The 26,153-nt window shown below is 37.5% G+C and carries 26 protein-coding genes; 20 read left to right on the top strand and 6 right to left on the bottom strand.

Translation table 11 applies throughout. The features are described from left to right. The first annotated feature begins 13 nt into the window (after positions 1-13). The 3 genes from R3E32_28090 to R3E32_28080 all read left to right on the top strand — a co-directional run bounded on the left by R3E32_28090 (position 14) and on the right by R3E32_28080 (position 1,827). On the top strand, positions 14-556 hold the full coding sequence (locus R3E32_28090; GenBank protein MEZ4888618.1) for a hypothetical protein: 543 nt from the start codon (positions 14-16) through the stop codon (positions 554-556). Between the two features lie 90 nt (positions 557-646). Continuing rightward, a complete protein-coding gene (locus tag R3E32_28085) occupies positions 647-889 on the top strand; it encodes a hypothetical protein (protein MEZ4888617.1) in 243 nt (80 codons plus the stop codon). 131 nt (positions 890-1,020) lie between these two features. Next, entirely contained in the window at positions 1,021-1,827 is an 807-nt protein-coding gene (locus tag R3E32_28080) for an META domain-containing protein (GenBank protein ID MEZ4888616.1), read from the top strand. Between the two features lie 66 nt (positions 1,828-1,893). Here the strand turns inward: R3E32_28080 and R3E32_28075 are convergent, their stop codons facing one another. The 3 genes from R3E32_28075 to R3E32_28065 form a co-directional block, all read right to left on the bottom strand. Further along, entirely contained in the window at positions 1,894-2,859 is a 966-nt protein-coding gene (locus R3E32_28075; protein MEZ4888615.1) for an outer membrane beta-barrel protein, read from the bottom strand. After that, entirely contained in the window at positions 2,859-3,959 is a 1,101-nt protein-coding gene (locus tag R3E32_28070) for a hypothetical protein (GenBank protein MEZ4888614.1), read from the bottom strand. The genes R3E32_28075 and R3E32_28070 overlap by 1 nt, the downstream gene beginning before the upstream one ends. An 89-nt stretch (positions 3,960-4,048) precedes the next feature. Next, positions 4,049-4,534, bottom strand: coding sequence for an RNA polymerase sigma factor (locus R3E32_28065; protein ID MEZ4888613.1), 486 nt, complete (start codon positions 4,532-4,534; stop codon positions 4,049-4,051). A 549-nt stretch (positions 4,535-5,083) separates the two neighbouring features. On the opposite strand from R3E32_28065, the gene R3E32_28060 reads away from it, so the two are divergent. Continuing rightward, positions 5,084-5,725, top strand: coding sequence for a hypothetical protein (locus R3E32_28060; GenBank protein MEZ4888612.1), 642 nt, complete (start codon positions 5,084-5,086; stop codon positions 5,723-5,725). Positions 5,726-5,916: 191 nt separating this feature from the next. Here R3E32_28060 and R3E32_28055 read toward each other — a convergent pair whose 3' ends face one another. Beyond that, positions 5,917-6,129, bottom strand: coding sequence for a hypothetical protein (locus tag R3E32_28055; GenBank protein ID MEZ4888611.1), 213 nt, complete (start codon positions 6,127-6,129; stop codon positions 5,917-5,919). 187 nt (positions 6,130-6,316) lie between these two features. Here R3E32_28055 and R3E32_28050 point away from each other — a divergent pair, with 187 nt between their 5' ends. The 7 genes from R3E32_28050 (at position 6,317) to R3E32_28020 (ending at position 10,308) form a co-directional block, all read left to right on the top strand. Then, a complete protein-coding gene (locus tag R3E32_28050; GenBank protein ID MEZ4888610.1) occupies positions 6,317-6,787 on the top strand; it encodes a serine hydrolase in 471 nt (156 codons plus the stop codon). Between the two features lie 80 nt (positions 6,788-6,867). Then, on the top strand, positions 6,868-7,239 hold the full coding sequence (locus R3E32_28045; GenBank protein ID MEZ4888609.1) for a hypothetical protein: 372 nt from the start codon (positions 6,868-6,870) through the stop codon (positions 7,237-7,239). Further along, on the top strand, positions 7,226-8,107 hold the full coding sequence (locus tag R3E32_28040) for a hypothetical protein (GenBank protein MEZ4888608.1): 882 nt from the start codon (positions 7,226-7,228) through the stop codon (positions 8,105-8,107). The genes R3E32_28045 and R3E32_28040 overlap by 14 nt, the downstream gene beginning before the upstream one ends. A gap of 55 nt (positions 8,108-8,162) precedes the next feature. Beyond that, entirely contained in the window at positions 8,163-8,546 is a 384-nt protein-coding gene (locus R3E32_28035; GenBank protein MEZ4888607.1) for a serine hydrolase, read from the top strand. A gap of 444 nt (positions 8,547-8,990) precedes the next feature. After that, positions 8,991-9,311 carry an antibiotic biosynthesis monooxygenase gene (locus R3E32_28030; GenBank protein ID MEZ4888606.1) on the top strand — a complete coding sequence of 107 codons (321 nt, stop codon included), beginning with the start codon at positions 8,991-8,993 and terminating at the stop codon, positions 9,309-9,311. Positions 9,312-9,638: 327 nt separating this feature from the next. Further along, a complete protein-coding gene (locus R3E32_28025) occupies positions 9,639-9,923 on the top strand; it encodes a hypothetical protein (protein ID MEZ4888605.1) in 285 nt (94 codons plus the stop codon). After that, the gene (locus R3E32_28020) at positions 9,898-10,308 is read left to right on the top strand and encodes a transposase (GenBank protein MEZ4888604.1); all 411 of its coding nucleotides are present in this window, start codon (positions 9,898-9,900) and stop codon (positions 10,306-10,308) included. The genes R3E32_28025 and R3E32_28020 overlap by 26 nt, the downstream gene beginning before the upstream one ends. A 123-nt stretch (positions 10,309-10,431) precedes the next feature. Here R3E32_28020 and R3E32_28015 read toward each other — a convergent pair whose 3' ends face one another. After that, positions 10,432-12,264 carry a hypothetical protein gene (locus R3E32_28015; GenBank protein MEZ4888603.1) on the bottom strand — a complete coding sequence of 611 codons (1,833 nt, stop codon included), beginning with the start codon at positions 12,262-12,264 and terminating at the stop codon, positions 10,432-10,434. Between the two features lie 121 nt (positions 12,265-12,385). Here R3E32_28015 and R3E32_28010 point away from each other — a divergent pair, with 121 nt between their 5' ends. From R3E32_28010 to fdhD, 7 genes are all read left to right on the top strand, one after another. Beyond that, positions 12,386-13,366 carry a Gfo/Idh/MocA family oxidoreductase gene (locus R3E32_28010; protein MEZ4888602.1) on the top strand — a complete coding sequence of 327 codons (981 nt, stop codon included), beginning with the start codon at positions 12,386-12,388 and terminating at the stop codon, positions 13,364-13,366. 108 nt (positions 13,367-13,474) lie between these two features. Beyond that, the gene (locus R3E32_28005) at positions 13,475-14,335 is read left to right on the top strand and encodes a hypothetical protein (protein MEZ4888601.1); all 861 of its coding nucleotides are present in this window, start codon (positions 13,475-13,477) and stop codon (positions 14,333-14,335) included. Then, positions 14,335-15,750, top strand: coding sequence for a sugar transferase (locus R3E32_28000; GenBank protein ID MEZ4888600.1), 1,416 nt, complete (start codon positions 14,335-14,337; stop codon positions 15,748-15,750). The genes R3E32_28005 and R3E32_28000 overlap by 1 nt, the downstream gene beginning before the upstream one ends. A 38-nt stretch (positions 15,751-15,788) precedes the next feature. Continuing rightward, positions 15,789-16,295: a cytidine deaminase gene (gene cdd, locus R3E32_27995; GenBank protein MEZ4888599.1), complete on the top strand. Its 507-nt coding sequence runs from the start codon at positions 15,789-15,791 to the stop codon at positions 16,293-16,295. A gap of 546 nt (positions 16,296-16,841) precedes the next feature. Next, positions 16,842-19,139 carry a WG repeat-containing protein gene (locus R3E32_27990; protein ID MEZ4888598.1) on the top strand — a complete coding sequence of 766 codons (2,298 nt, stop codon included), beginning with the start codon at positions 16,842-16,844 and terminating at the stop codon, positions 19,137-19,139. Between the two features lie 433 nt (positions 19,140-19,572). Next, positions 19,573-21,495 (top strand): molecular chaperone DnaK, encoded by a 1,923-nt coding sequence (dnaK, locus tag R3E32_27985; protein ID MEZ4888597.1) that lies wholly within the window; start codon positions 19,573-19,575, stop codon positions 21,493-21,495. A gap of 147 nt (positions 21,496-21,642) precedes the next feature. After that, positions 21,643-22,494, top strand: coding sequence for a formate dehydrogenase accessory sulfurtransferase FdhD (fdhD, locus tag R3E32_27980; GenBank protein MEZ4888596.1), 852 nt, complete (start codon positions 21,643-21,645; stop codon positions 22,492-22,494). Here the strand turns inward: fdhD and R3E32_27975 are convergent. Then, a complete protein-coding gene (locus R3E32_27975; protein MEZ4888595.1) occupies positions 22,491-23,381 on the bottom strand; it encodes an aminoglycoside phosphotransferase family protein in 891 nt (296 codons plus the stop codon). The two genes, fdhD and R3E32_27975, sit on opposite strands and share 4 nt — an antisense overlap. 386 nt (positions 23,382-23,767) lie before the next feature. Here R3E32_27975 and R3E32_27970 point away from each other — a divergent pair, with 386 nt between their 5' ends. Next, on the top strand, positions 23,768-25,450 hold the full coding sequence (locus R3E32_27970) for a DUF3556 domain-containing protein (GenBank protein MEZ4888594.1): 1,683 nt from the start codon (positions 23,768-23,770) through the stop codon (positions 25,448-25,450). A 76-nt stretch (positions 25,451-25,526) separates the two neighbouring features. Continuing rightward, entirely contained in the window at positions 25,527-26,087 is a 561-nt protein-coding gene (locus R3E32_27965; protein ID MEZ4888593.1) for a hypothetical protein, read from the top strand. Positions 26,088-26,153 lie beyond the last annotated feature (66 nt).

Raw genomic sequence — 26,153 nt, 5'->3', positions numbered from 1 at the left:
TTAAACTACCAATATGAAAACACTAATCAGAACCTTTATTTGTTATTTATCTCTATTTTTCTGTTGTATTTTCTTACACAATTGTTGTACATACACCTATCAAATTACAGGAGGAGGTGAAATTGAAGTTTACAACTCACGATCTTCATCTGTACGTAAAGCAGATACAATAAAACAAGATTTTATTTTGATTTTGACTTTGACTTATGAACAAATAAGGTTAGGAATGCAAAACAATTTTGGAATAATCTCAAATTCTTTTGCAAATTCATGTGGAGAAACCTACGAAAATAAAATTGTAGAAAGTAGCCTAATATTGAAGTGTGATAAAGATTTCATTTATGAAGGTGTCAGTATTTCTGCAAATTCAAATTTAACAAGTCTTCCAAATTTAGAAACTCGTACATTTCGTTGGGGTGGTGTTACCTTTTATTTCATGCCCGAATTTATAGAAAAAGCTCAATTTCAAAAAGGGGAGCATACTTTTACTATTGAAGTAGATACAGACGATCAATTGCATTTTCAAAATGAAGTGTCAGTCTATGTTGATTTATAATTATATTTGAGCGTCAAAAAATAATCAAACAAAACAACACACTGTGCCTTAAAGCCTTTGTGTTCAAAAAAACAAAACAACCTTCAAACTATGGCAAAATACGACATCAACGACCCGACTGATTTAGACATCATGCGTGCTCAATTTGACATCATTTCAAATCGAGATTGGGAAAATTACATCACTTTGGCAGAAGAACGAAGCATCGGCTACAAAAACATCAACATCCTCAAAAGTGCGAGCCGAAAAGCGGGAATGTCCAAGTACTTGAGTTCCAAAGTCCTTGCATGGGTAATTGATTTGGTAGATCAATTGGATGAAGACGAAGATTGACCCATTGAAGGAGACAATCCATAGAACGATAAACATTATCTCCTCAAAAGCGTTCTTTTATTGCATTTTACATCAAATGTAAAATCCACATTCATTTCCTTTCCTAATCAACAAACTATAAGAGAATCAATATGAATAACCGATTGATTGTGCTGATTCTGATCGCCTTCAGTTTCATCGCCTGTAATGCCACACAAAACCCAACAGAACCCAACAACTCTAATACGAATCCATCTAATCCTGACCCTGGACACCACAGTCAAAATTCCTTGGATTGGGAAGGAATCTATCAAGGAATATTGCCCTGTGCTGATTGTGAAGGCATACAAACCGAAATCACTTTAAACAAAAATCTAACCTACATCTACAAAACCAAATATCTTGGGAAAGAAGATACCATTTTTGAGAAGAAAGGCGGATTTGTATGGGATGGTGATGGAGGGAAGATAGCCCTTGCTGACTTTGACGAAGACAAATTATCTGTAAAATACATGGTTGGTGAAAATGCTCTTTTCAAACTCGACATGAAAGGAGAAAGAATAACAGGTGCATTGGCGGATAAATATGTGCTGAAAAAAAAGCAAAATCAATTGACCGAAACCTATTGGAGACTCGTAGAACTGGGAGGACAAGCCATAAAAGGAAATAAAAACAATCCAAAGGAGGCTCACATGGTACTGGTATCAGAAGACAATAGCGTTTCGGGTAGCGGAGGCTGCAATTCATTTAGTGGAGTGTATGAAGTGAAGAACGGCAATAGAATAACATTTTCTAAAATGATATCTACCAAAATGGCCTGTAAGAATATGAAGGAGGAGTCCAATTTCTTTAAAGTCTTAGAAATCATTGACAACTATACCATTACTGGAAACACTTTGGTACTCAACAAATCCAAAATAGCTACCTTGGCAAAGTTTGAAGCAGTCTTTTTTAAATAATAGGACGCTTTATAAAAAAAGTTGAATGGCGGTAGTCTTCAAAACTTACCGCCATTCAGCACATTATCAAAACGGAATCAAGGTAAAGCCAATCGAAAGTGGTCGCAAATCAGGTCCCTCACCATCTTTGAACAAAGAATTGAGTGCATAATCTACATAAAAATTGACAGGCCCAATTCCCACTTGACCGATGACACCGTACCGAAACTTATTGATGTTGAAGTCATCTTTGATTTTGACCTTACCATTTTCGCTGCTTTTCTGTTTCGTTCTCGCACCCAACAACAAACCGCCATACGCACCACCGCTTATTCTAAAGGACTTCTCAGGTTGTCGAGGATTCGTTTCGATGTTGAACAATACAGGCATTTGCAGGTAAGTAGTGGCTAATTTGTTCTTTTTGAAGTCAATATTGTTGTCCACAATCATGAGTGCATCTGCATCGTGTATTAGCGTGATGTCGTTTTCAAAATGGTAATTATTCCAAGCCAACTCCAAACCATACATAAAGTTCAGATTGTTGCCAATCAAACCAATACGCTGACGAAACAAATGTAAATTCACATTGAGCGACTTACCATAATCCAAGTCTAAATCATTCAATTCACTCGGCAAATTGAAGCTACCGTCCGACAAATAGGTATTGAAGCCCAAGTCCAGCATAAAGTACCTTGTCCTCACCTTACCGTTGCAGTCCTTTTTATTGTCATAATCACCATCACTTTTATCTGAATATATTTCCATTTCTCCCCCATCGTCTTTGTCTTTAATGATGATTTTTAAGCCGCCAATCTTCAAACGAGTTGAATCACGTCTTCCTTCTGCTTTTGGCAGGCTATCTTGTACCCCAACTCCAGCGTGAACTCCATGTGATGTTTCCATCCATTCGCCCTCCAATCCATTGCTTCCTCCTTCCACCATTGCAGCATTTGCAGGAACCCACAACAAACTGCACACACAAACACACAATGCCATCCAAAGGCTTGTTTTCAAACTTTTTACAAAATATTGAATTTTCTTAAACTGTTTCATTATCTATTGTTTTTAAATATTTTTTTAATAAAATCATGTTGTTCGGGCTTCATACTTATTGACACTAAAATCTCCGAATCTGTACCTGATTCGTACATGTCATCACTCGCCAATACTTCTGGCGTAATGGCTCTCTTCAAATTGTTAAAAAAAGTCGACTTTGTTCTATTGTTTTCTTTATTGCTCTCTATATCAATAACTTCTGCTTGTGGAAGTTCCCTAAAATCTACATTTGCTACTACAATTGATTCTCCTGCTACCTCACCCGATTGTGAAGGCAATGCCGTCAAAGTAAGCACATCTCTGACCTCTTTTTCTTTCACTGCAACTGTTTTTTTCACCTCCAAAATCTCGTGTTCCTCCACCACTGCAATGGTTTCATCTCGCTGTTTTGTGGCAACCGCTTCCATTGCAGCATCTTCAATAGGCTTCTCAAAACCTGTCACCCCTCCCCTATTTTCTCTCTCAAAACCTTGATTCACCGCCACATTGACATTCTGTATTGTATTCGTTTCCTTCTGCAATTTTGATCTATGCTGAATGTTTTTTGCAGTATTCATTTTCGCTGTTGAAGGCTGATTCACGGCAATGGATTTAGATAAATTTACTTTGGGTTTCAAATTATTCTCCATTTCAGAATTATTCTCATTTCCTTTTTCCATTTCATTCTCTATATCCCCTTCTTTATTTTCTTCTACGTCTGCAATTTCGCCCTTATTTCCATCATTTGTTTTTGCATCATTTCCTCCAGCAATCACTTCAACTTTTTTATTATTATTTTGATTTTCAACAGGCTGCAAAAGCAACTGCACCACAAAAAACAAACACAAAGCAGCAGCAATTGGCAATACATACCGTTTCCATTGCCGAAAAAGCGGAACAACTTTTGACCTTTCCTCCAATTGCAGCAAGGCCGCCTTATCAGGAAAACCAATAGCCAAATCTGCCTCCAAAACCACTCCTTCTAAACCCATTAATTCTGCTTCAATATCAGGGTTTTGCAGTAAAAAAAGCTGCATTACCTCTTCCAGTTCGGGGGAAAGATTTCCCTCCAAATAATCTATCGCAAACTCCTCGTAATTTTGATTGTTGATATCCATTCCTACTCTAATTTTGTTTAAACCTCCGATATTTATTCCTCTAAAAATAGCGGATTATTCTTGCTGCCAAGTTCACTTATTAAGCGTCGCTAGTCACTATTCACCAAACCGCTCAAAAAAAACCTCAATTTCTTTCTGGCTCTAAAAATATATACTTTCACCTGCGCCTCCGACAACTGTGTAATCTCTGCAATCTCTTGGTAAGCATAACCCTCATAATCCCGCAACAAAACCACCGTTTTTTGAATCTCTGGCAATGTCTCCAAACCTTTGTCCAACACCTCCTTCAAATCGTTGGAAGTAGGGTAAACAATACGGCTATCCTCAGGCATATCCGCCCAATGTTGCACCCGCTTCATTTTCCTAAAACCGTCCACCATCTTGTTGTAGGCAACCGAAAACAAAAATGCCCTCGCCTTGTCCACTTCAATGTCGGCATGTTTGTTCCACAATACCAAATAGGCATTCTGCACCAAATCTTTGGCATCCGCTTCCTGCTTCACATGCTTTATGATGAAGCGATACACCCGATCGGCATACAGTTTTACACAGTTGTTGTACTCTTTAGATGTCATGTAGCTTTTTTCGTCATTCAGTCGTAGGTCGGATGAAGGTAGAGAATAGTTACAGGGGGAAGAAAAAAAAAATTAGGGATATTTTTTCTGGTTCTTTGACAAAATCTGTGATTTGAGACTTCGGAAGTTTGCCGCTTACAAAATCAAAAAACTATTTCGCTAAAAATTAACTTCTTATAAAATGAAACTTCCGAAGTCTTTATTGCTTCCACAAAAATTGTCACAGAACCTTTTTTCTTACGCCAAATTGACTTCAATCAGGTGAACAGTTCTATTGGATAAGTTAGACATATAACATTTTCTCTGCAATTAATACGCAACACATATTGTGTCTTTTTTACAATTAATGCGCAAGACGTATTTTATATTTACTTCAATTGTTACGCAAGACAGTTAGTATATTTTTTTATACGAAATTAGGATTGACTTTTTTTTAGGCTATATTGTATTTTGTTTTGGAGGAATGAAGAAGATTTTTTAAATTTGGATATTGTGGATAAAGACGCAACTGTGTTCGTCTTTACAATCGTTACCACACATTAAAGAAAAATGAAAAGAAACTGGAAAGACATAAAATGGATATTTGAACAAGATGGTGCATTACGAGATATTTATGTCCAAGAGGTTTCACTAAATGATTGGCGAAAAGTCATTGACTTAATTAACGAAAAATATAAAGTCTATTATGGTGACACTGGAGAATACAAAGACACTAATAAAATTAATAAGGATTATGTTATTGAATATCTAACTGACAAAACAGGAGAAATAGAAAGTAAAAGTGCTTTAATAGCTCTTGGAAAAATTAGAATAAACTGCCATTTCTTTTTAGAAGACCAAATTGAATTTGACATTGACCCAAAAGAAGTCAACTCGATTGAGGAATTTGAATTGATAGAAGAATTTATGCTTGAAATAAGCAAGTCAATAGACAATCAAATAACATTGACTGATGAAAACAATCCAATATTTCCATTAATCAAGATTGATGCGAATAGAGAAATTAATAAAATTTTGACAGAAGAAGAAGTGAAAGAATACTTGGAAAATCCAAACTCATTCATTAGCAAAATGAAGTTGTTTAAGATGAAATTAGAAATGAAATTATCGCCAAATAGAATTAAAGAAAAAATATTGAAAAGTGCAAGCGAACCATACGAATCAACTAAAAAAGATGAAAACGTGTGGTAATCGAGTAGGTAGCCCGTAAGCGGTTTGCCTACGGGAGTACCTCTCACACCACCGTACATACGGGTCTCGTATACGGCGGTTTCCTACCCATCTCCGATGATGCTCTTTTCACCATCACCAGCTATTTTGTACTTTAACATAGGGCTACTATCTGTCTATGCTTTTACAGCAATGGACGACAGCATAGCTCCCTATCGAATTTCCAAAAGGGTAAGATTCAGTCCTTCGCCATGAGCAATCAATACTCGGCTACTATGACTTCTGCAATTGCCACCTTGCTTGTTACCAAGCGGTGTTTGCTCTTCGGCTGATGCGTTGCCTCCGTCTTTACAATTACAGACCTCCCTCGGTAAGGTAAATATCCTTCGGTCAATCCCTGCTGAATCTACTGTATAGGTACTCACTGTTTTTGGTAAGCCTGTCCCAATTTGTCGGGGAGACTTTCACTGGACATTTTGCTTTCACTTCACAAAATGAAACGATTATTTAGGCAATAAGCTAAATCTTCGTTATATTTACCATTCGAGGCTCACACATAACTGCCCATAGCGGGCAAAAGCCCACTATGCTGGACGTTATGCTTCATTAAAAATGAAACAAGTGAAAATTCAGAAAATAATTGGCTTATTAATTACAACTCTATTAGTAATTTCTTGTAGTGAAAACCAATATGATGGTGCTTTAAAAAACAGTTTAGAAAAACTAATATCTAATACCAAAGCTGATATTGGTTTATCGATTATTGATTCGAGATCAAATAAAATACTGTCTATAAATGGAGACAAACTTTATCCAATGTTAAGCACAGTAAAAATTCCAATTGCATTGACAGTTTTGAATAAGGTGGAGAAACATGAGTTCTCAAAAGACCAAGAACTCTTTATTTCGAGCGAAGAATTATTAGAAAACACCTGGAGTCCCTTTAGAGATAATTTTCCAAATGGTAAGGTTACTATTTCTTTAGAAGAGGCACTAACGTGGATGGTTGTGCAGAGTGATAATAATATAACCGATGTACTAATTCGATTGGTGGGTGGAGAAGAATACATCGAAAAGTTCTGATTGTAACGTTTTGCTGTGATAATAAAAAAGCCACTGAAAAAGCTTATGTTTAAAGTACGAACCAAACAAGTGCAAATTCAATGGCATCTCAAATTAACAAAAATTGTACGATTGTATTACCGATTTTGGAAAATAAATACGATTCATTTTTAAACGACCCAAAAATAGCTCGCCAAATAATTAGCGAAATATGGGCAACAAGCCCCGAGTTATTTCCTGCACAAATGACTAAAGGTTATGTGCTTAACGGCAAAACTCGGCCGTCGAAAAAAATGAATATCCAAATGCGAAAAATAAAAGTAGCGGGACAAAATTATCAAATACGCCCAAGTTTCATTCTGCCTTATTGCAGAGCGAAGACGTATATAGCTTCTAAAGGCTTGTTCTTAAAGCGGTTCGGTGTTCCTTTCTGGGCATTGGCATTTGCTTTTGGATACAATGCGATGTGGTGATCGCCTCTATAATTGTTTTAGTGATTATAGCATTGTAGGCACAACCATCCATGACCCAGAAAAATTACCTTCCGATATTTTAGCAGATGAACACCATGTAAAAATACAAGGTAAAAAAGCTTATGTGGCTACAACTGTGGGACAAAACTGTTTTTTAGGTATGGAAGTTTCTTCTGGCGCAGATGCGGATTCTTTGGAAGAAGCTTATGGTGTATTCAAACAAGAAGCAGAGGATGTGTCATCTGACTACCAACCTAATACAGTAAATACAGATGGGTGGACAGCTACACAGAACGCATGGCAAAAACTCTATCCAAATATTCAAGTCATTGAATGTTTCTTACACGCCTTTCTAAAAATTAGAGACAGAGCTACAAAAAAGATTCAAGACTATTTCAATACAGCAGCAGATAAGGTGTGGAAGGCTTATCGAACTACTTCAAAAAGACAATTCGCACAACATATAAGAAGGCTTCGGGAATGGACAGCTAAGAATGTGCCTTCCTGCCCCATGAAAGATAATATTCTTAAACTCTGTAAAAAGAAAAACAAGTGGTTAGCACATTTTGACTTTCCCAAAGCACACAAAACCTCCAACATGATAGATAGATCCATGAGGGCAATGAATAGACATGCCAACAACTCCCAAATGTTTCATGGAGATATACTTAGCACTACTCATAATTTCAGAGCTTTTGCCCTTCTTCATAATTTTTCACCCTCTTGTTTACAGGCTTGGGATGAATCAGCTGTCTTAATCAGTCCTGCGGCAAGACTCAACGGATTTGTCTATCATCATGACTGGTTACAGAATTTGTTAATCGCGGCTTCGTTAGGAGGATATCGAAATCACAGCAATCCGTTATAATCAGGAAAAGTTCATTGCTAACAAAAGCATCATTATTAGAAATAATGAAGAGGCAATGCATCAAGATTGGGAATCTCAGTTTACGAATAAAGCCACCCCAAACGCTTACGCAAATCTTTTGAAGGCCTTTTCTGAAGGTGGAATTCTAAATAAAGAAAACACGGAATGGCTTTATCAAGCCATGGTAAAAAGTAAAACAGGAGTTAAGCGTCTTAAAGGTAAATTACCTAATGTAGAAATAGCACAACGAGCAGGAACTTCCTTTACAAGTGAAGAAGGAATTACTGGATCAATCAATAATGTTGGAATTATCAAATTGCCCAACAACCGAAAAATCTATATATCCGTTTTTATTCGAAATATTGAAGGATTCGAAAAAGGAGAAGAATTGATAGCTGATATTGCTAAAACCGTTTATGACTACTACTCTAATGATTAGAAAATGATTGAAGAATCGATAAATCGATTGAACTACCTTTTAGGCATAGCACCAAAACTTTTGATGGAAATTTATGAAGTAAGTTTATCGTAAAAAAATTGACCAGACAAATGAAGCAAAAAAGAAATATTAGGTTACTTAATTGACAGTGCTACAAATAATCACCATAGAATCATTCGAGCCCAATTTGAATCAAACCCAGATTTCCTATAACCAGAACGAATGGAATAAATTCAATTTTTATCAAGACATAGAGAGTGTTCAAATAATTAATTTCTGGACAATTTATAATAAACAACTAATTGAAATCATTAGACAAATACCTTAAGAAAGTTTGATGAAGTAAAGTAGTGTTGGTGGAAACCTATTGACTTTGAAATATATTATAGGCGGTTACATTGAACATTTAGAACACCATTTAAAACAAATCATAGATTAACAGCAATGATAGCAAACACTCCAAAACCACCGTATTATGCGGTTATTTTTTCATCAATGAGAACCGAGATAGATGATAACTATGCTGAGGTAGCCGATAAGATGGTAGAATTAGCAAAAGTTCAAGATGGTTTTTTAGGAATTGAATTCGCAAGAAATGAACTTGGAATTACTGTTTCATATTGGAGAGATTTAGAGTCAATCAAAAAATGGAAAGAGAATACTGACCATTCGATTGCAAGAGAAAAAGGTAGAAAACAATGGTACAGTGCATTTAAAACAAGAATAGCATTTGTAGAGAGAGACTATGGATTTGAAAAAGAATAACGAAAGCACAATCGAGTAGGTAGCCCGTAAGCGGTTTGCCTACGGGAGTACCTCTCACACCACCTCCGATTACACTTCGTTTCTTCGGAGCAGGCAAGCATACGGGCAGGCTGCATACGGCGGTTTCCTAGCCATCTTCGATGATGCTCTTTTCACCATCACCAGCTATTTTGTACTTTAACATAGGGCTACCATAGCCATCAAGTTTAGGAATTAACAATACCTATTAGACTGAAAATAAGATTAAGAATAAATGCGAAAGTTTCTATAAACAAAATAAGGCAGATAGTCTTTTCATATATAAATTAAAAAACAAAAAAAAATTATATGAAGAACTTACTGCCTTACATGAACGAAGTTAGTGAAAAAATGGTAACTTCTTTTAGTGAATCCTCCATTGAAGAAATTGCCCGAGAAACTTGTTTTGTACGTCGAAGCTCTAAATTGATGGGCTTTGTATTTTGCCAACTATTGTTAAAAATGTTTGCGAAATCTCTGCCCTTTGTGAGTTTAACTGATTATAGGGCAGCACTCAAGAATAATCATGGTATTGATATAACCGAAGAAGGTATCAATCAGCGTTTTAATGAACAGAGCATTGATTTTTTTTAAATCATTGATTAATAGATTATTAGCTCTTCAATTAAATAGTATAATTTCAAGTGTTCAATTGGATTTACCTTTTAAAGACATTCAATTATTAGACTCTACCTATATAAAATTGCCTGATTGTATGAGTAAATTGTTTCCAGGCACTGGTAAAAAGGGGGGAAAAGAGACAGGTAATTCAGGTTATAAGTGGCACTTAGAATATCGCTTTCTCAGTGGTGATTTTATTGGCGTGATTACCTGTAAGGGAACGGAAAATGATGCAAAACAATCCGATACACATTTAGAAGAAGGCAAAATAGAGAGTGGTATCTTATATATACGAGATTTAGGTTATTATAACATAGGAGATTTTGAAAAAATTGACCAAGCAGGGGCAAGTTTTTAAAGCCGTATGAAAAAGAACACAACCGTTTACGAAGAAACAGATGAAAAGAAGTTGGAACAAACTGATTTATTTGACATTATTAAGAAGATGCAAAAAGCAAATATAAAATGTTCTTTTTCATTCCTAAGGCTCAATCAATTCTACTGCAAAATTATCTATATACAATTTTTTCTCACTTCCTTGATTCAATACATATACCTTCAATCGGTCATTTGGCTGAATATTCTCTCGCATTTTGCGGGGAAGTGGCCGCTCAAAATAAGCATGGTACCATTTCCAACCATCCGTTAACCAATGCAACCTCATTGGACGGCTCTCAATTAGCTCCTCCCCTCTCCAAAATTCTATCACCAAGCTCGTCATTTGCCACTCATTCCATTCTGCATCCATAAAAAATATCTGTACACCTGCTCGAATCCATGCCTTTGAAGTAGGTTGAATATCCGTCAAGGGTACTTCAAAATAAGGCGCATGAGGATGGTCTTTGTTCACAATTGCCGCATAATTGCCTTCAAATTTTTGGTCTTGGATCCGAACTATATTACTATCTTTTGGGGTCTCGAAATCCTCAAAATATAACTGCCGAAAAGTCATGCCTCTTGTATCTCGGATACGCCTACCTACATCCAAATATTTGCGATTTTCTTGTTTAATCTGTGTACTACCAATGATACTGAAATAGTAAGCACGGGTCATGTATTCTCCATTCCAGCCGCCGCCAGCACTATGCGACTGCCAAGTTTGCATAAGATTGAGGTCAGCAAAAACCAATACGATTGCAGCCCAAGCAATGAGCAAAGCCCGTTTTTTTTGTTCCATTATCCAAGCCACAAAAGCCGCAAATGGAAACGCCAATATTGCATAAGACTGAACAACTGCCCTTGACCCTACACTACCGCCATACCACCAAATATCCCAACTATAAACAATGTAAACATTCATCACTACAAATACCAAACAAGCCCAAAACACTTGATTTGTTTTTTTGAAAAGTTGCCAAAACCCTGCTAATGCAAAAATCATCACAGGTGTATAAATCAGCCAACCTTTGCGGTAACTAAACAAGCCGTCCATGAGGTAGGGGCTCAAAAAACTAAACCCTTGATCATCATAAGAATAATAAAACCAATCACCCGAAATCTTTTTCCAATACAACAACTGAATCATGCCTACTGCAATCGTACACACCGTCAACAATGCGACCTGTCCTTTGCTTTGCCACACCAATTGAGCCTTTGCCTTCATCGCTTTTCTGCTATCAATCCCCCAAAGCAAAGGAATCAAAATGGCAATGACTTCGGTAGGACGCACAATAACCATCAAACCATATAGCAATCCTATGGAAGCAGCCAACCCCCATTTTTGTTGTTGATGCCACAAAATCGTCAGCCAAATCAATAACGCATAGAGTGTGAACAAATAACCATGGGTCATTGCAGCAGACAGCCCTGCATAAACGATGTAATTGGTTGCCAAAACAATGATTGCCAATACAATTCCAACCGTCAAATCTTTGAAATAATACAACAAACAAGTTCGCAACAGCCAAAGCCCCAAACAGGCAAACAACACACTATAAAGCGATAAAAAGTATTGATAGGGAAAGGAATACCCATCTTGAGGAAACCCCCACTTATCTGCAAAAAAATGGGCGACACCAAATGCAGGCGCATACAAAATCGCCATTCCAATAGGATATTTTTGTACTTTATGACCATTCGCTGCAACCGACCAGTTATCAGACACAGAAGTATAGCGTTTACAAATATCTTCCATATACTTCAACTGTTCCAAATCATCGTATATGAAATGTGCTGGCAAGTAAGCATAATATCCACTCACATCATAACCAATCGTGAAATTATGGTTCCACTGTGAGTGCATAAAAGCTATTCGAAACAACAAATAACACAGCAAACAACAGATGAAAAAAGATATATAAGCTCGTCCGTTCATTTCTATCAATAGTTTTCAGTTTTAGCAACGGCTACGGATTTAAATTCGTTGTTTTAACATTGAAGAAATAGCCTGCAATAATTTTCTTAATTTTGCCATCCAAAAAATTAAAAATACCAGTATGTTAAAAATAGGCGTTTTTGGAGTAGGGCATTTGGGGAAAATTCACGTAAAATTACTTCAAAATATTGAACATTACGAACTTGTAGGATTTTATGATCCAAATAATTTCAATGCTGAAAAAGTAAGTCAAGAGCTTGGAGTCAAACGGTTTACAGATTTTGATGAACTAATTGCTGCGATTGATGTAGCAGATATTGTAACGCCAACCAGCACACATTTTGAAGTGGCAAGTCGAGCGATTGAAGCAAGAAAACACATTTTTATCGAAAAACCCTTGGCGAGCAATATGGCAGAAGCTCGACAATTGGTGGATAAAGTGGCGGCAAAAGGCGTAAAAGCACAAGTTGGTCATGTAGAACGCTTTAACCCAGCTTTTTTAGCAGTGAAAAACATTGAATTACAGCCCATGTTCATCGAAACACACCGCTTAGCAATGTTCAATCCAAGAGGAACGGATGTTTCGGTGGTTTTGGATTTGATGATTCACGATATTGATGTGATACTGAGCATTGTACCTTCAAAGGTAAAAGCAATTCATGCCAGTGGTGTTTCGATTGTTTCTACGACTCCTGACATTGCCAATGCCCGCATTGAATTTGAAAATGGTTGTGTAGCCAACGTGACTGCCAGCCGTTTATCCTTGAAGAACATGCGAAAAACACGAATTTTTCAGCCGAATGCTTATGTAAGCATTGATTTTTTGGAGAAGAAATCGGAGATTGTTCGCATTAGTGAGGCTGCGGAAAAAGGCATCGGTAGTTTTGAAATCAATATGGGAGATGAAAGGGGTAAAAAATACATTCTATTCGAAAAATCGGATGCTCCGCCTGTTAACTCTATTCAAATGGAACTCAGCCTTTTTGCAGAAAGTATCTTGCAAAATAAACGAGAAGAAGTGACCATTGAAGATGGCTACAATGCGATGGAGATTGCTTACCGAATTTCGGATGCGATTGAGGAAAGAATTGCAGAGTTGTGAGATTTAGACTTTAGACGAAAGATTTTAAATTATTGATAGCAAACGATTTTAATGCCATTTACTCATCACCATTAACACTCTAAAACATCAACACTTCAAAACCTCAAAATGAAACACATTAATTATCTATACATTTTTCTCTTTTTCTCTACTTCAATGGTTTTGTGGACTTCTTGCACAACAACGGAACTGAATCCTGCCTATGTTTACATTGAAGAAGTAAAAGTCGCATCGAGTTCCAATCAAGGTGCTAATACCCACAAGATTACTACTATATGGGCTTTTGTAGGCAACGAACCTTTGGGTGTTTTTGAGTTACCGGCTTTGATTCCCATTTTGGAAGAAGGAGAAGGTATATTGACGCTTCAAGCGGGAATCAACAACAATGGCGTATCTTCCGATCGGGTGATTTATCCATTTTATCAATCAGCAATTTTGACACTCAATTTCAAACCGCTTGAAACCGATACGATTGTACCTACCTTCAATTATTCCGACAGAACTAATTTTGCATTTATTAGCGATTTTGATGCTTTCGGCAATTTTTTTGAAGGCGATATTGGCATCACTACTATTGATAGTGAAGTGCTTAGTGGCAGTAGAAGTGGTAAAACGGAATTGACCAGCACCAAAAATAATTTTTTGATTAAAAACAGTAATTCACACGCCCTACCCGCCACGAGTCAACAAGCTGTTTATCTGGAAATTGACTACAAATGTACGCACCCATTTGAAGTATTTATTGAAGCCTCTGACGATACTGGAGGTGAACCTATCGGTAGTTTTTTGTTGTTTGTCGCTGCACGTGATGATTGGAACAAAATTTACATAGATTTGACCAACACCATTGCCGCCCTAAAATTGCAGGACAAAAATCAGTTTAGAATTTTATTTGATGGAAATTTGAATGATGGTGAATCATCTGGAACTTTCTTTTGGGACAACATCAAATTAATTTATCAGCAGTAATGAGGGAGACAAAAAAAATCGGTTTGTTGTTTTATGTATTGTGGGATTACCTTGCCGCCCTGTTCTCTTGGGGTTTGTTTTTCACTTACCGCAAAATTGTCATCGAAAATCTACCAATTAGTTGGACGTATTATCAAGACACTCGTTTTTATTTGGGCATTGCACTCATTCCGATTGGCTGGATGGTACTGCATACATTGTTAGGGGCTTACAGCGATATTTACCGCAAATCAAGGCTGGTGGAGTTTCAGCGCACTTTTATCACAACTACTATCGGCGTATTGTTTCTGTTTTTTGTGTTGATATTAGACGATGTGGTAAGTAGTTATATGAGTTATTATAGGTCATTGGCAGTATTGTTTGGGCTGCAATTTTTTAGTACACTTTTTGGTAGGATTATCCTATTGACAAGAGCCAAAAAACAATTGGAAATCAATACCATAGGCTATAATACGATTATCTTGGGCAGCGACAAAAATGCAATTGAAGTTTATAAGGAAATTATGGGCGCAAGACGTTCTTTGGGTTATCGTTTTGTGGGATATGTAGAAGCAGCGGATAGCGGCGAAAATGCGCTTGCAGATTATATGCCTAAATTGGGGGATGTAAAGGATTTACCTCAAATCATTCAGAAAGAGGCTATTGACGAAATCATTATTGCTATCGAACACCATGAACGAGAGCATATTCCAGCGATTATGGATTTGTTGGTAGATAGAAATGTGGTCATCAAAATCATCCCCGATATGTATGATATATTGGCAGGTTCGGTCAAGATGAACCATGTTTTGGGGGCAATTCTTATCGAAATTTATCCTGAATTGATGCCTCAATGGCAAAAAAATATCAAACGTGCGATAGATATTTTTGCTTCGGGAACCATGCTTTTTTTGCTTTTACCGATTTATCTTTTCACTGCAATGCGGGTAAAATTATCATCTCCTGGTCCTATTTTCTATTCACAAGAACGCATTGGACTCAATGGAAATCCATTTCGCATTATCAAGTTTCGCTCGATGGTAGTAGATGCAGAAAAGTATGGTCCCGCTCTCTCAAGTGACGAAGATCCTCGCATGACAAAATGGGGTAGTGTGATGCGAAAATGGCGATTAGACGAAATTCCGCAATTTTGGAATGTGTTTCGAGGAGATATGTCTCTGGTAGGACCTCGCCCTGAACGTCAGTTTTTTATTGACCAAATTATCCAAAAAGCTCCTGAATACAGACATTTACACAAAGTTCGCCCAGGCATTACTTCTTGGGGAATGGTAAAGTTTGGTTATGCCGAAAATGTCGATCAGATGATCCAACGGATGAAATACGACTTGCTTTACATCGAAAATATGTCTTTGGCGATTGACTTCAAAATCATGATTTATACGGTTTTGATTTTATTGCAGGGAAAAGGGAAGTAGAGAAGATTCAAATACACAAACACTTCAAAACAAACAGAATGAAAGAACTCAAAATAGCCAGTAGCCTTAAATTGTATGACGATTACTCCAGCTTCACAGCCGAAGAAATCTCTTTATTCAAAGCCACTAAAAATGCTGTAAATCAAGCCTATGCACCTTATTCTCGATTCAGAGTAGGAGCTGCAGTATTACTAGCCGATGGTAGTATTTATGAAGGCAACAACCAAGAAAATGCAGCATATCCAAGTGGTTTGTGTGCAGAAAGAGTTGCCTTATTTTATGCTTCTGCCAATAAACCCAATATCAAAATAAAAGCAATTGCAGTAACTATAGACTATTCTAACAATGCAGATTTTGAAGATATTATCTCTCCTTGTGGTGGATGTAGGCAGGTGATTGCTGAATATGAACACAAATTTGATAGCCCTATTACTGTTTACCTTTTAGGAAGAGCCGAGAAGGTGTGTTTGGTAGAATCTATGAAGGAATTACTGCCATTTTACTTTTCGGGAGATATATTGAGGGCTTTTACTGAGAAAAAGTAAGCAAAAAAGTACACACTTTCAGGTATTATGCCTACAAAAAAAGACACGAAATACGTCCTTGAAGTTTTTTTTGTTTCAGAAAAACAAAAAATGACAAAGTTATTGCAAGCAATTCAAGTACACACATGCCTAATTGTTACACATATTCTTATTCAAAATTAAATGTTAATTTTTTCCCTTTCTGACACCTTGACTAAAGTAAAATGAACTTAATCGACAGAACCCAACCTTAGGGGGATTGAATAATTAATTCACAATTAACTGATAAAAAATATATTAAAAAGAAAAAATGCGATAATATTGCATTATCAATAAAAGTATATCCAAATAAAATGATTATCAATATAGGCTAGATAATTATATGAAAAGAAGTACCAATAATATCATATAATTATAAAGGAGATTATCGTTGGCATGAATATTGAAATATACACGGGTGTGTGCATATTTTTGTTAAATGATACGCAAATCTTAGGTATTAGGTTACTAAAAATTTAGAAAAAGATACCACTTTTTATTTATTCACCCAATCAAACGTTAACTATCATGGAGAAAATTACCAGATATTTACCTTTTCTGTGCTTAATTTTTAGTTCTTTGTTTTGTGTTGCCCAAGAAGATGATGAGGAAGTAGCCCTCAGCAACACGGAAGTTTCACAAGCCACTACTGCTACCGCAAATAAGGCCATTGCTTTATTTCCCGTCAAACAAGAAGCTAGCTACAGCTTTGTCCAAAAAGACACCAAAGAAAAAATAGACTTAAAAGTAGAAAATGTTTTCCCTTTTAGTGAAGGTTTGGCTGTTATCAAAGTAAATGGTAAATATGGCTTTATCGACACTTACGGAAAACTAGTTATTCCATTGGACTACCAATGGGCTGACAAATTTACAGAAGGTGTAGCCAACATTGGCTTGAACGGCAAGCAGGGTTTTATTGACCGTACAGGTAAATTGATTATTGAAGCTAAGTACGATTACGCCTTACCTTTCTCAGAAGGATTGTCAGCAGTGAAAGTCAATGAAAAATGGGGTTTTATCGACCGTCAAGGAAACTACGTTATTGAACCTCAATACGAAATGGTATCTTCCTTCAAAGATGGTTTGGCAAAGGTCAAAAGCGTAGTAGAAGAGTTTAGTGGATACATTAACAGAGCAGGAGTCTTTGTCGTAAAGCCTAAATTTGAATTCAGTACTGCAGATGATTTTTCGCAAGGTTTGGCTTGTATAAAATACAATGGTAAGTACGGATTTATCAACACAACTGGTGAATGGACCATCAAACCAGACTACAACTACGCTAAACCTTTTTCTGATGGATTAGCATTGGTCATTACCACACAAGACAATATGTGTACGTATGGTTTCATTGACGAAAAAGGAAATACCGTTATTGAGCCTCAATTTAGACAAATCTGTAGTGATGCCTACGACAATGCTGCTGCTTGTCTAACAGGTCTTTGTATCTCTCCTAATACCAGTCTTGACAAACCGATTTATACATTCGTTGAAGGAATGGCAGCTGTTGCATTGGGCAATAAATGGGGATTTATTGACAAAAAAGGAGACTTTGTCATTCCTCCACAGTTTGACGAAGTAAGTGCATTTGCTGACGGATTGGCAAGTGTAAGAAAAGGAGACAAAAGAGGCTATATCAACCCAGCAGGAGAATGGTTCTTGACTTCTTACTACCAAGAAAATGGCGAGTTCTCAGAAGGTTGGGCCAAAGTAGGTGTTCCTGTGAAATGGGGTTATATGGATGCTTCTGGAAAAATGGTCGTAAAGCCTGAATTTTCTGAAGTTAAGTCTTTTGACGGAGGAATCATGTGGGTCAAACAAGAAAATAAATGGGGTGTTTTGGATGCAAAAGGAAATACATTATTAAATCCCAGATTCTCTGATACTTATATTTGCAGTGAGGGCTGTGCAGTTGCTACTGAAAAAGGAAAAAAATACTTTGTAGGAAAAGATGCTACTGTTATTGGACCATACGACGATGTTTTTCCACCAACAGGCCGTTTGTTTGATGAAGGCTTAGAAGCTGTACGGGTCGACAACTTGTGGGGATTTGTGAATCAAAGTGGAAAGATGGTTATCGAACCAAAATTTGAGCAAGTTAGAGGTTTTTCTAACGGTTTGGCTTTGGTGAAAGAAAACAATAAATTCGGTTTTATCGGTAAAAAAGGTCAGTGGGTATTTAGACCTGTTTACGATTATGCCAACTCTTTTGCCAATGGTGTTACAACTGCTCAAAAAGGTAGTTCTAATTTCTTGTTGTATCCCAAAGGAGAAGTCATAGAATTAAACAACATTCAGTCACTTCCTCGAAAATTCAATGAGGGTTTAGGAAAAATTCAACAAAATAATTTGTGGGGTTTTATAGACGAAACAGGTAAAATAGCTATTGAAGCCCAATTTGATGAAGTGGGTAACTTCAAAAATGGTTTTGCTCCCTTCAAACAGTACAATAAATGGGGATTCATTGACAAAGAAGGCACCATGATTTCTGCTCCTCAATTCAACAATGTCACTCCATTTCAAGAAGGATTAGCGTGCGTATCAGTTGGTAGTAAGTTTGGTTATGTAGATGCCAAAGGAACACTCGCCATCATGCCTCAATACGAAGCTGCCCGTCCATTTAATGAAGGAATGGCTGCAATAAGTGTAGATGGCAAATGGGGATTTATTGACCAAGAAGGCAATATGCTTATCGAACCACAATTTAAAGAAGTCGAAGATTTCAATAATGGCTTGGCAAAAGTAACCGTTGAAAGCAGAATGGCTTACATCAACCGTACCGGTGAAGTAGTATGGCGAGTAGAAGCTTCTACCTTCAAAAGCAAGTAATTACTTCAATTCTCAATATCATTCAATAATTCAAAACGCCACGATTTAGAAATATCTAAATCGTGGCGTTTGTTTTTTCATCAGTTATAGGTCTTCACATTAAAAAGGAATAAATCGCAACCCACCCCTGCCCCTCCAAGGAGGGGAATACTTGTACCAAGTGGGAAATTCCCCTCTTGGGAGGGGTAAGGGGTGGGTTTAAGTAATATAAACAATCAATGCGGAAACCAATACCAATCAAAACTCCAACACCTCAAAACTTCAATACAAAAAACTGCCTTTTTGACACCTCTAAAATCTTATTAGACACATTTTTGCAGTTTTTTTGTCATAATTACAGCTTTTTATTGCAGACAACCACTTGGCACAAGTATTGACTAATGAAGACTGAATATAACTATTAACAAAAATACAGCATAAATAAGCATTTAATATGGGAAAGATTATTGGAATTGACTTAGGTACAACCAACTCTTGTGTAGCAGTAATGGAAGGTAATGAACCTACCGTTATCCCTAACAGCGAAGGTAAACGTACGACTCCATCTATTATCGCTTTTCTAAAAAGCGGAGAAAGAAAAGTAGGTGATCCTGCTAAACGTCAGGCAATTACCAATCCTCAAAATACCATCATGTCTATCAAGCGATTCATGGGAATGCGCTACAATGAACTGGGCAATGAGATCAGCAATGTATCTTACAATGTGGTAAGAGGTGACAACGATACAGTACGAGTAGATATTGACGGCAAACTTTATACGCCTCAAGAACTTTCTGCAATCGTATTGCAGAAAATGAAAAAAACAGCAGAAGATTATTTGGGAACAGAAGTGACCGAAGCGGTAATCACAGTTCCTGCTTACTTCAATGATTCTCAAAGACAAGCAACAAAAGAAGCTGGTGAAATTGCAGGTTTGAAAGTGCGTCGAATCATCAACGAGCCAACAGCAGCAGCTTTGGCTTATGGTTTGGACAAACGTGACAAAGAACAGAGAATTGCAGTTTATGACTTAGGTGGTGGTACATTTGATGTATCTGTCCTTGAATTGGGCGATGGCGTTTTTGAAGTAAAATCTACCAACGGTGACACACACTTGGGAGGCGATGACTTTGACCGCAAAATTATGGACTGGTTGGCAGCCGAATTTCAATCAGAAGAAGGCATTGACCTACGCAAAGACCCAATGGCACTTCAAAGGTTGAAAGAAGCATCAGAAAAAGCCAAAATTGAATTGTCTAGTTCTGCTGAATCAGAAATCAACTTGCCTTATATTACCGCAGTAGATGGTATTCCTAAGCACTTGGTTCGCAAATTGACTCGTGCAAAATTTGAACAATTGGTGGATGATTTGGTACAAGCAACCCTTGAACCTTGTCGCTTGGCTTTGAAAGATGCAGGTTATACCAAAAACGATATTGACGAAGTTATCTTGGTAGGTGGTTCTACTCGAATCCCTAAAATTCAAGAAGTTGTTGAAGAATTTTTCGGCAAAAAACCATCTAAAGGAGTAAATCCTGATGAGGTAGTGGCAATAGGCGCATCTATCCAAGGAGGTGTTTTATCAGGTGATGTGAAAGATGTGTTGTTGTTGGACGTTACACCACTTTCTCTGGGTATCGAAACCTACGGTGGCATTATGACCAAATTGATTGAATCTAATACTACGATTCCTTCTCAAAAGTCAGAAGTATTCTCTACAGCATCAGACAATCAACCTTCTGTAGAAATAAGAGTGCTTCAAGGAGAACGCCCAATGGCAAAAGACAACCGTGAAATTGGTCGTTTTCACTTAGACGGTATTCCACCTGCACAGCGAGGTATGCCTCAAATTGAAGTGACTTTCGATATTGATGCCAACGGTATTTTGAGTGTAAGAGCCAAAGACAAAGGCACCAATAAAGAACAAAGTATCCGCATCGAAGCAGGAACAGGTTTGTCGAAAGACGAAATCGAAAAAATGAAAGCAGAAGCGAAAGCCAATGAAGAGTCTGATAAAAAAGAACGTGAGAAAGTAGAAAAACTCAACGCTGCGGATTCTATGGTTTTCAATACTGAAAAACAACTCAACGAATTTGGCGACAAAATTTCTGCTGGCAATCGTGAGAATATCGAAGCTGCTTTGGAGCAACTGAAAACAGCGCACAAAACACAGGATATTAGCGGAATAGACAAAGCTATTGAAGCATTGAATGCGGCATGGCAAGCGGCTTCTGCTGAGATTTATCAAGCTCAACAGGCGCAAGGACAACCCAATGGCAATCCAGAAGCAGGTCCTGACCCACAAGCCAACGCTGGTGCAGATGACGTGCAAGATGTAGAGTTTGAAGAGGTGATTGACGAAACGAATAACAAGTAATTGGTGACTATTAGATTGGTGCCTGATAATTTGTTGAAAATATAATTCAACCCCCTAACTTTTTTGAGGTTAGGGGGTTTTGTTTTTCACAACAGATCAGCCAAAACTCCAACACAATCAACACTTCAAAACCCCAACACAAAAAAAATGCATCTTCCCTCCATATCTAAACACAAAATTCTCAAAGTTAACGGTTCAAAAGCCATTGAAATCAACGATAGTTTGGCAGTAGAATCTCCTCTTGAAATTCAATTGGTCTGGACTAACAAAGGCAAGCGAATAAGGCAAAGCATTTCGGTGACAATGCGAACGCCTGTGTTGGATTTTCAATTAGCCATCGGTTTTTTGTTTGCAGAAGGTATTCTTTCCAGTTATAACGATATACTTCAAATCAGGTATGGCGACAATGCTCAAACGGAAGATTTGCAGGGAAATGTAGTAGTGGTAGAATTGCAGACTAGCGTAAAAGTCGCCATCGAACAACTCGACAGACATTTTTACACCACTTCAAGTTGTGGCGTTTGTGGTAAAACTTCCATTGAATTAGTGCAAAGTCATATGTGTTATTACCTCTCTCCCAATACCCCAAAAATTGCAGCAAAACTTATTCACCAACTCCCCCATAAACTTCGACAACAGCAAAATTTATTTGATGATACAGGCGGTATTCACGCAGCGGCACTGTTTGATGCTTTGGGAAATTTATTGTGCTTGTGCGAAGACGTTGGGCGGCACAATGCCTTGGACAAATTGATTGGAAAATCTCTGCAAGAACGCCGTTTGCCTTTGAAGAATTGCATCGTGTTGGTAAGCGGAAGGGCAAGTTTTGAATTGATTCAGAAGGCATTGATGGCGGGAATTCCCATTTTAGCTGCCGTTGGCGCACCTTCAAGTTTGGCAGTTGAATTGGCAGAAACATACAACATGACCTTGATTGGTTTTTTACGGAATAAGCAGTTCAATGTTTACACGGGCTTTGAAAGAATTGAAGTGGACTAATCGAAATGAAGGTTCTCAAAAATCCCCCTCCCTATCTCGGCATGAATCGGATTATCCACCAATCCCGTTTCCAACAAAACTGCTCCAAAAAATACTGCCCAACCTTTTGCTCTTGCCAACAAATCGGGTGAAGGTTGATAGGCTTCAATAGCTGTTTGACGAACAGAATTTTTCTTAAAAAGCATCCACAAACAAGCCAAATCAGTTGCTACATCCCCTGATGTCATATCGCCCCAATCAATCACCGCACGAATTTTGCCATTGTGAACCACAATATTTCGGCTATGCAAATCTCCATGTATCCAACAATTTTGGTGGTGAATCGGTGCGGACAAAGCAGCTTTCCAAATTTCTTCAATTTTCGGGCTAATCTTGTCCGTTTTTTCCTTCAATCTTTGCAGTCTGCTCTCTACATCTACTGCCCTTACTGCAAGTGGCACGCCTCTCAGCAAGCTCACAGGAGCATCCTCAGGAGCGGTTATATGCAATGCTTTTAGAAAATTTGCTATCACTATTGCCTGATTTTCATTGGGTGCATGAATAGCAGCCGCTTGACCTTCAAAATAAGGGGTGATGCTCCAATGCCACGGATAGTTTTGGTCGGGAATACCTATGCGTATAGGAGTAGGTACTTCAATGGGCAGTTGTTTCGCCAAAATCGGCAGCCATTTCTGTTCTTTTCTCAACAACTTTACAGCCACTTTCCTTCTCGGAATCCGAAGAATATACTCCTTTCCCAATCGAAAGAGAGTATTGTCCCAACCTGAATCTAAGTGTTTTAGCGGTAAATGGGCGAGGTCAGGGTGTTGGGAATCAAGGAGTTCTTGAACCAATTTTGAAGTAATGTTGATTTCTGGGAGAGGGGTACTTTGAAGTGGGGTTTGCATAATTCTGTTATGTTAATTTTCAGCCATAAACTATATGCAAAATTAAAAAGGTTCTTTGACAAAATCTGTGATTTGAGACTTCGGAAGTTTGCCGCTCACAAAATCAAAAAACTATTTCGCTAAAAATTAACCTCTTATAAAATGAAACTTCCGAAGTCTTTATTGCTTCCACAAAAATTGTCACAGAACCATTAAAAACTAAGCAACCTTCAAAGAATAAATTCCCGATTTCATTTTCCAAATAGTGCGAGAATCAAACTATCTTTCCATTTTGATTGGTTTTTAATTTTCATTCATTACTACCAACCATTTTCTTTTTTTCCTTATTATTGAACCTATTAAACTAAAACAAGGGTACATCTTTTATTCTAACCAATTACAGAAACATGAATCTATTTGAGAAATTCCTAACTCCTGCCCCACTGCCTTATGATTTTCAAGAATGGAAACAGCTTGATTTTGCAGAAAAAGCAAAAAAAGTATGTCAAGCTTGGGCAATACAAGGATATGGCTCTCCCATTGCAGTAGCCATTTTCTATCTCCTAAAAATTGCCTTTTACATTTATATATGGCTCTGGTTCTGTTCTTTTTCTACAAATTTGGGTAGCATTTCCGACATTGGTACATGGTGGTTTGAGTTGGAAGCACTTGGCAAATTTATTTTTTGGACCACACTCATTGAAGTCATTGGTTTTGGTGGTGCAAGCGGCCCTTTGACAGGGCGATATGTTCCGATACTTGGAGGCATTACCTATTTTCTCCGCCCCAATACGATAAAAGTACCCCTTTTTCCGAATGTGCCTATTATTGGAAGCGACAACCGAACTTGGATAGACACTTTACTGTATTTGACTTTGTTGTGCTTTTTGGTCAATGTCTGCATTGCACCTTCGATTACACCTGAAATTGTTTTGCCAATTGTTGTTTTATTACCGATTTGCGGGATTTTAGATAGAACCGTTTACCTTGCAGCCAGAGGAGATATTTATTACCCCATGATTGTCTGCTTTTTATTTCCAGCCGAAACAGGTCACGCTTTGAAGATTATCTGGTTTGGAATATGGTTTTGGGCCGCTTTCTCCAAATTAACTCCCAATTTCATCTCCGTAATAACGGTCATGATTAGCAACAGTGTATTGCTGAATGCTTCCATTTTTGATGGCTTCAAAAAGCGACTTTTCAGATCCTTTCCCTATGATTTGCGCCCCAGTAGATTTGCAGGTTTTTTGGCGCACTTCGGCACACTTGTTGAGTTTTCTATGCCTTTCCTACTACTAACTTTTATGGGCAATTCACAAATCACTTTTTATGCCCTCATCGCCATTTCTATGTTCCATTTGTTCATCTTCCTAAATTTTCCAATGGGCGTGCCGATGGAATGGAACATCATTATGGTATTTGGTGCATGGATGTTGTTCTACGGACATACTGAATTCAATCCTATGCTTATAAGTGAACCTATTGTCGGGGCAATGTTGGCGATTGTATTGATTGTTTTACCAATAGTCGGAAACTTGTTTCCCAAACACGTTTCCTTTTTGATTTCTATGCGCTACTATGCAGGTACTTGGGCTTACAGTATTTGGCTTTTTAAAGGGGATGCGAAAGAGCGTATTGACCAAAAAATCACTAAAACATCAAAGGATTTGACAAAGCAGTTGCTTTTTATGTATGATAGAGAAACAGCCGAAGCTATTCTATCCAGAATGATTGCATTTCGGCTGATGCACTTACCAGGGCGATTGTTGAACGAATTAATTTCTAAAGCTGTCGACAATATCAATGCCTATCAATGGGTTGAAGGTGAAATATTTGCAGGAGAAGTTGTTGGATGGAATTTTGGCGATGGGCATTTACACCATGAACCTGTATTGGCTTCTATTCAAAAACGCTGCAACTACGATTCAGGTGAGTTGCGGGTCATTATGGTAGAATCTCCACAATTTCACACACAAAAATTGGAGTACCGTATCTACGATGCCAAAGATGGGTTGATTGAAAAAGGCTTTGGAAATACAAAAGAACTTCAACAAAAAATGCCGTGGGGAGAAAAAGCGTTGAACAATTGACAATTATATAAAATAACCTTCAATAAATTTCACCAATTAAACATCATTTGAAAACATTTAACAAAACACATTCAATATGTACAATGCCAAAAACCAGTTGCATGAGCTTGTAAAAGAACTCGGATATTTTGAAGACTGCGTTTCTTTTAAAACCATTGTTAGACAAGGAGAATTTTACAGTGAAGCAACATTTTGGGTCAAAGATGGACGAAAAATAACGGAAATAGGTGTGGGTCATAAGAAAACAGCTTCCGAAATCAATGCCTCCGAAAATCTCTTGTCTATTATTTTTGATGAACACAAAGATTTAATCATTGATTGGGAAGAAGTAAAAATAGAAGCACAGGCGGGTGATGGACTCATCAAACTCTGCGCCTACCTCAATGAGGCACATGCTACTGCCGAAGCGAAATCTATTTGGCTTCAACAAATGGAATCAGACAAAAACATGGTCGAAATTTTTGACCAACTGCAAAGCGAAAACCATCCTTCTGTCGCGCTTTTTGGTGACAATTTGGGCGCAAAACGCAAAGCTACTTGGATTGAAGCCCTCATTTCCAAAAAATTTGCTCAGTCAATCATTGCTCCTTCTGCATCAAAGGCTTTTAGAGAATTAACTTTGTTTTTGGAAAGGTAATGAAACAAAAATGCCTCCACAACTTACAGCTATGAAGACATTTTATTTTGTGTATTAAAAATCAAT

The sequence above is a fragment of the Chitinophagales bacterium genome, from assembly GCA_041392475.1.
Taxonomy (GTDB): Bacteria; Bacteroidota; Bacteroidia; order Chitinophagales; family UBA2359; genus JAUHXA01.
Note: the sequence above shows the minus strand (reverse complement) of the source record. Positions and strands in the feature narration are given on the sequence as shown.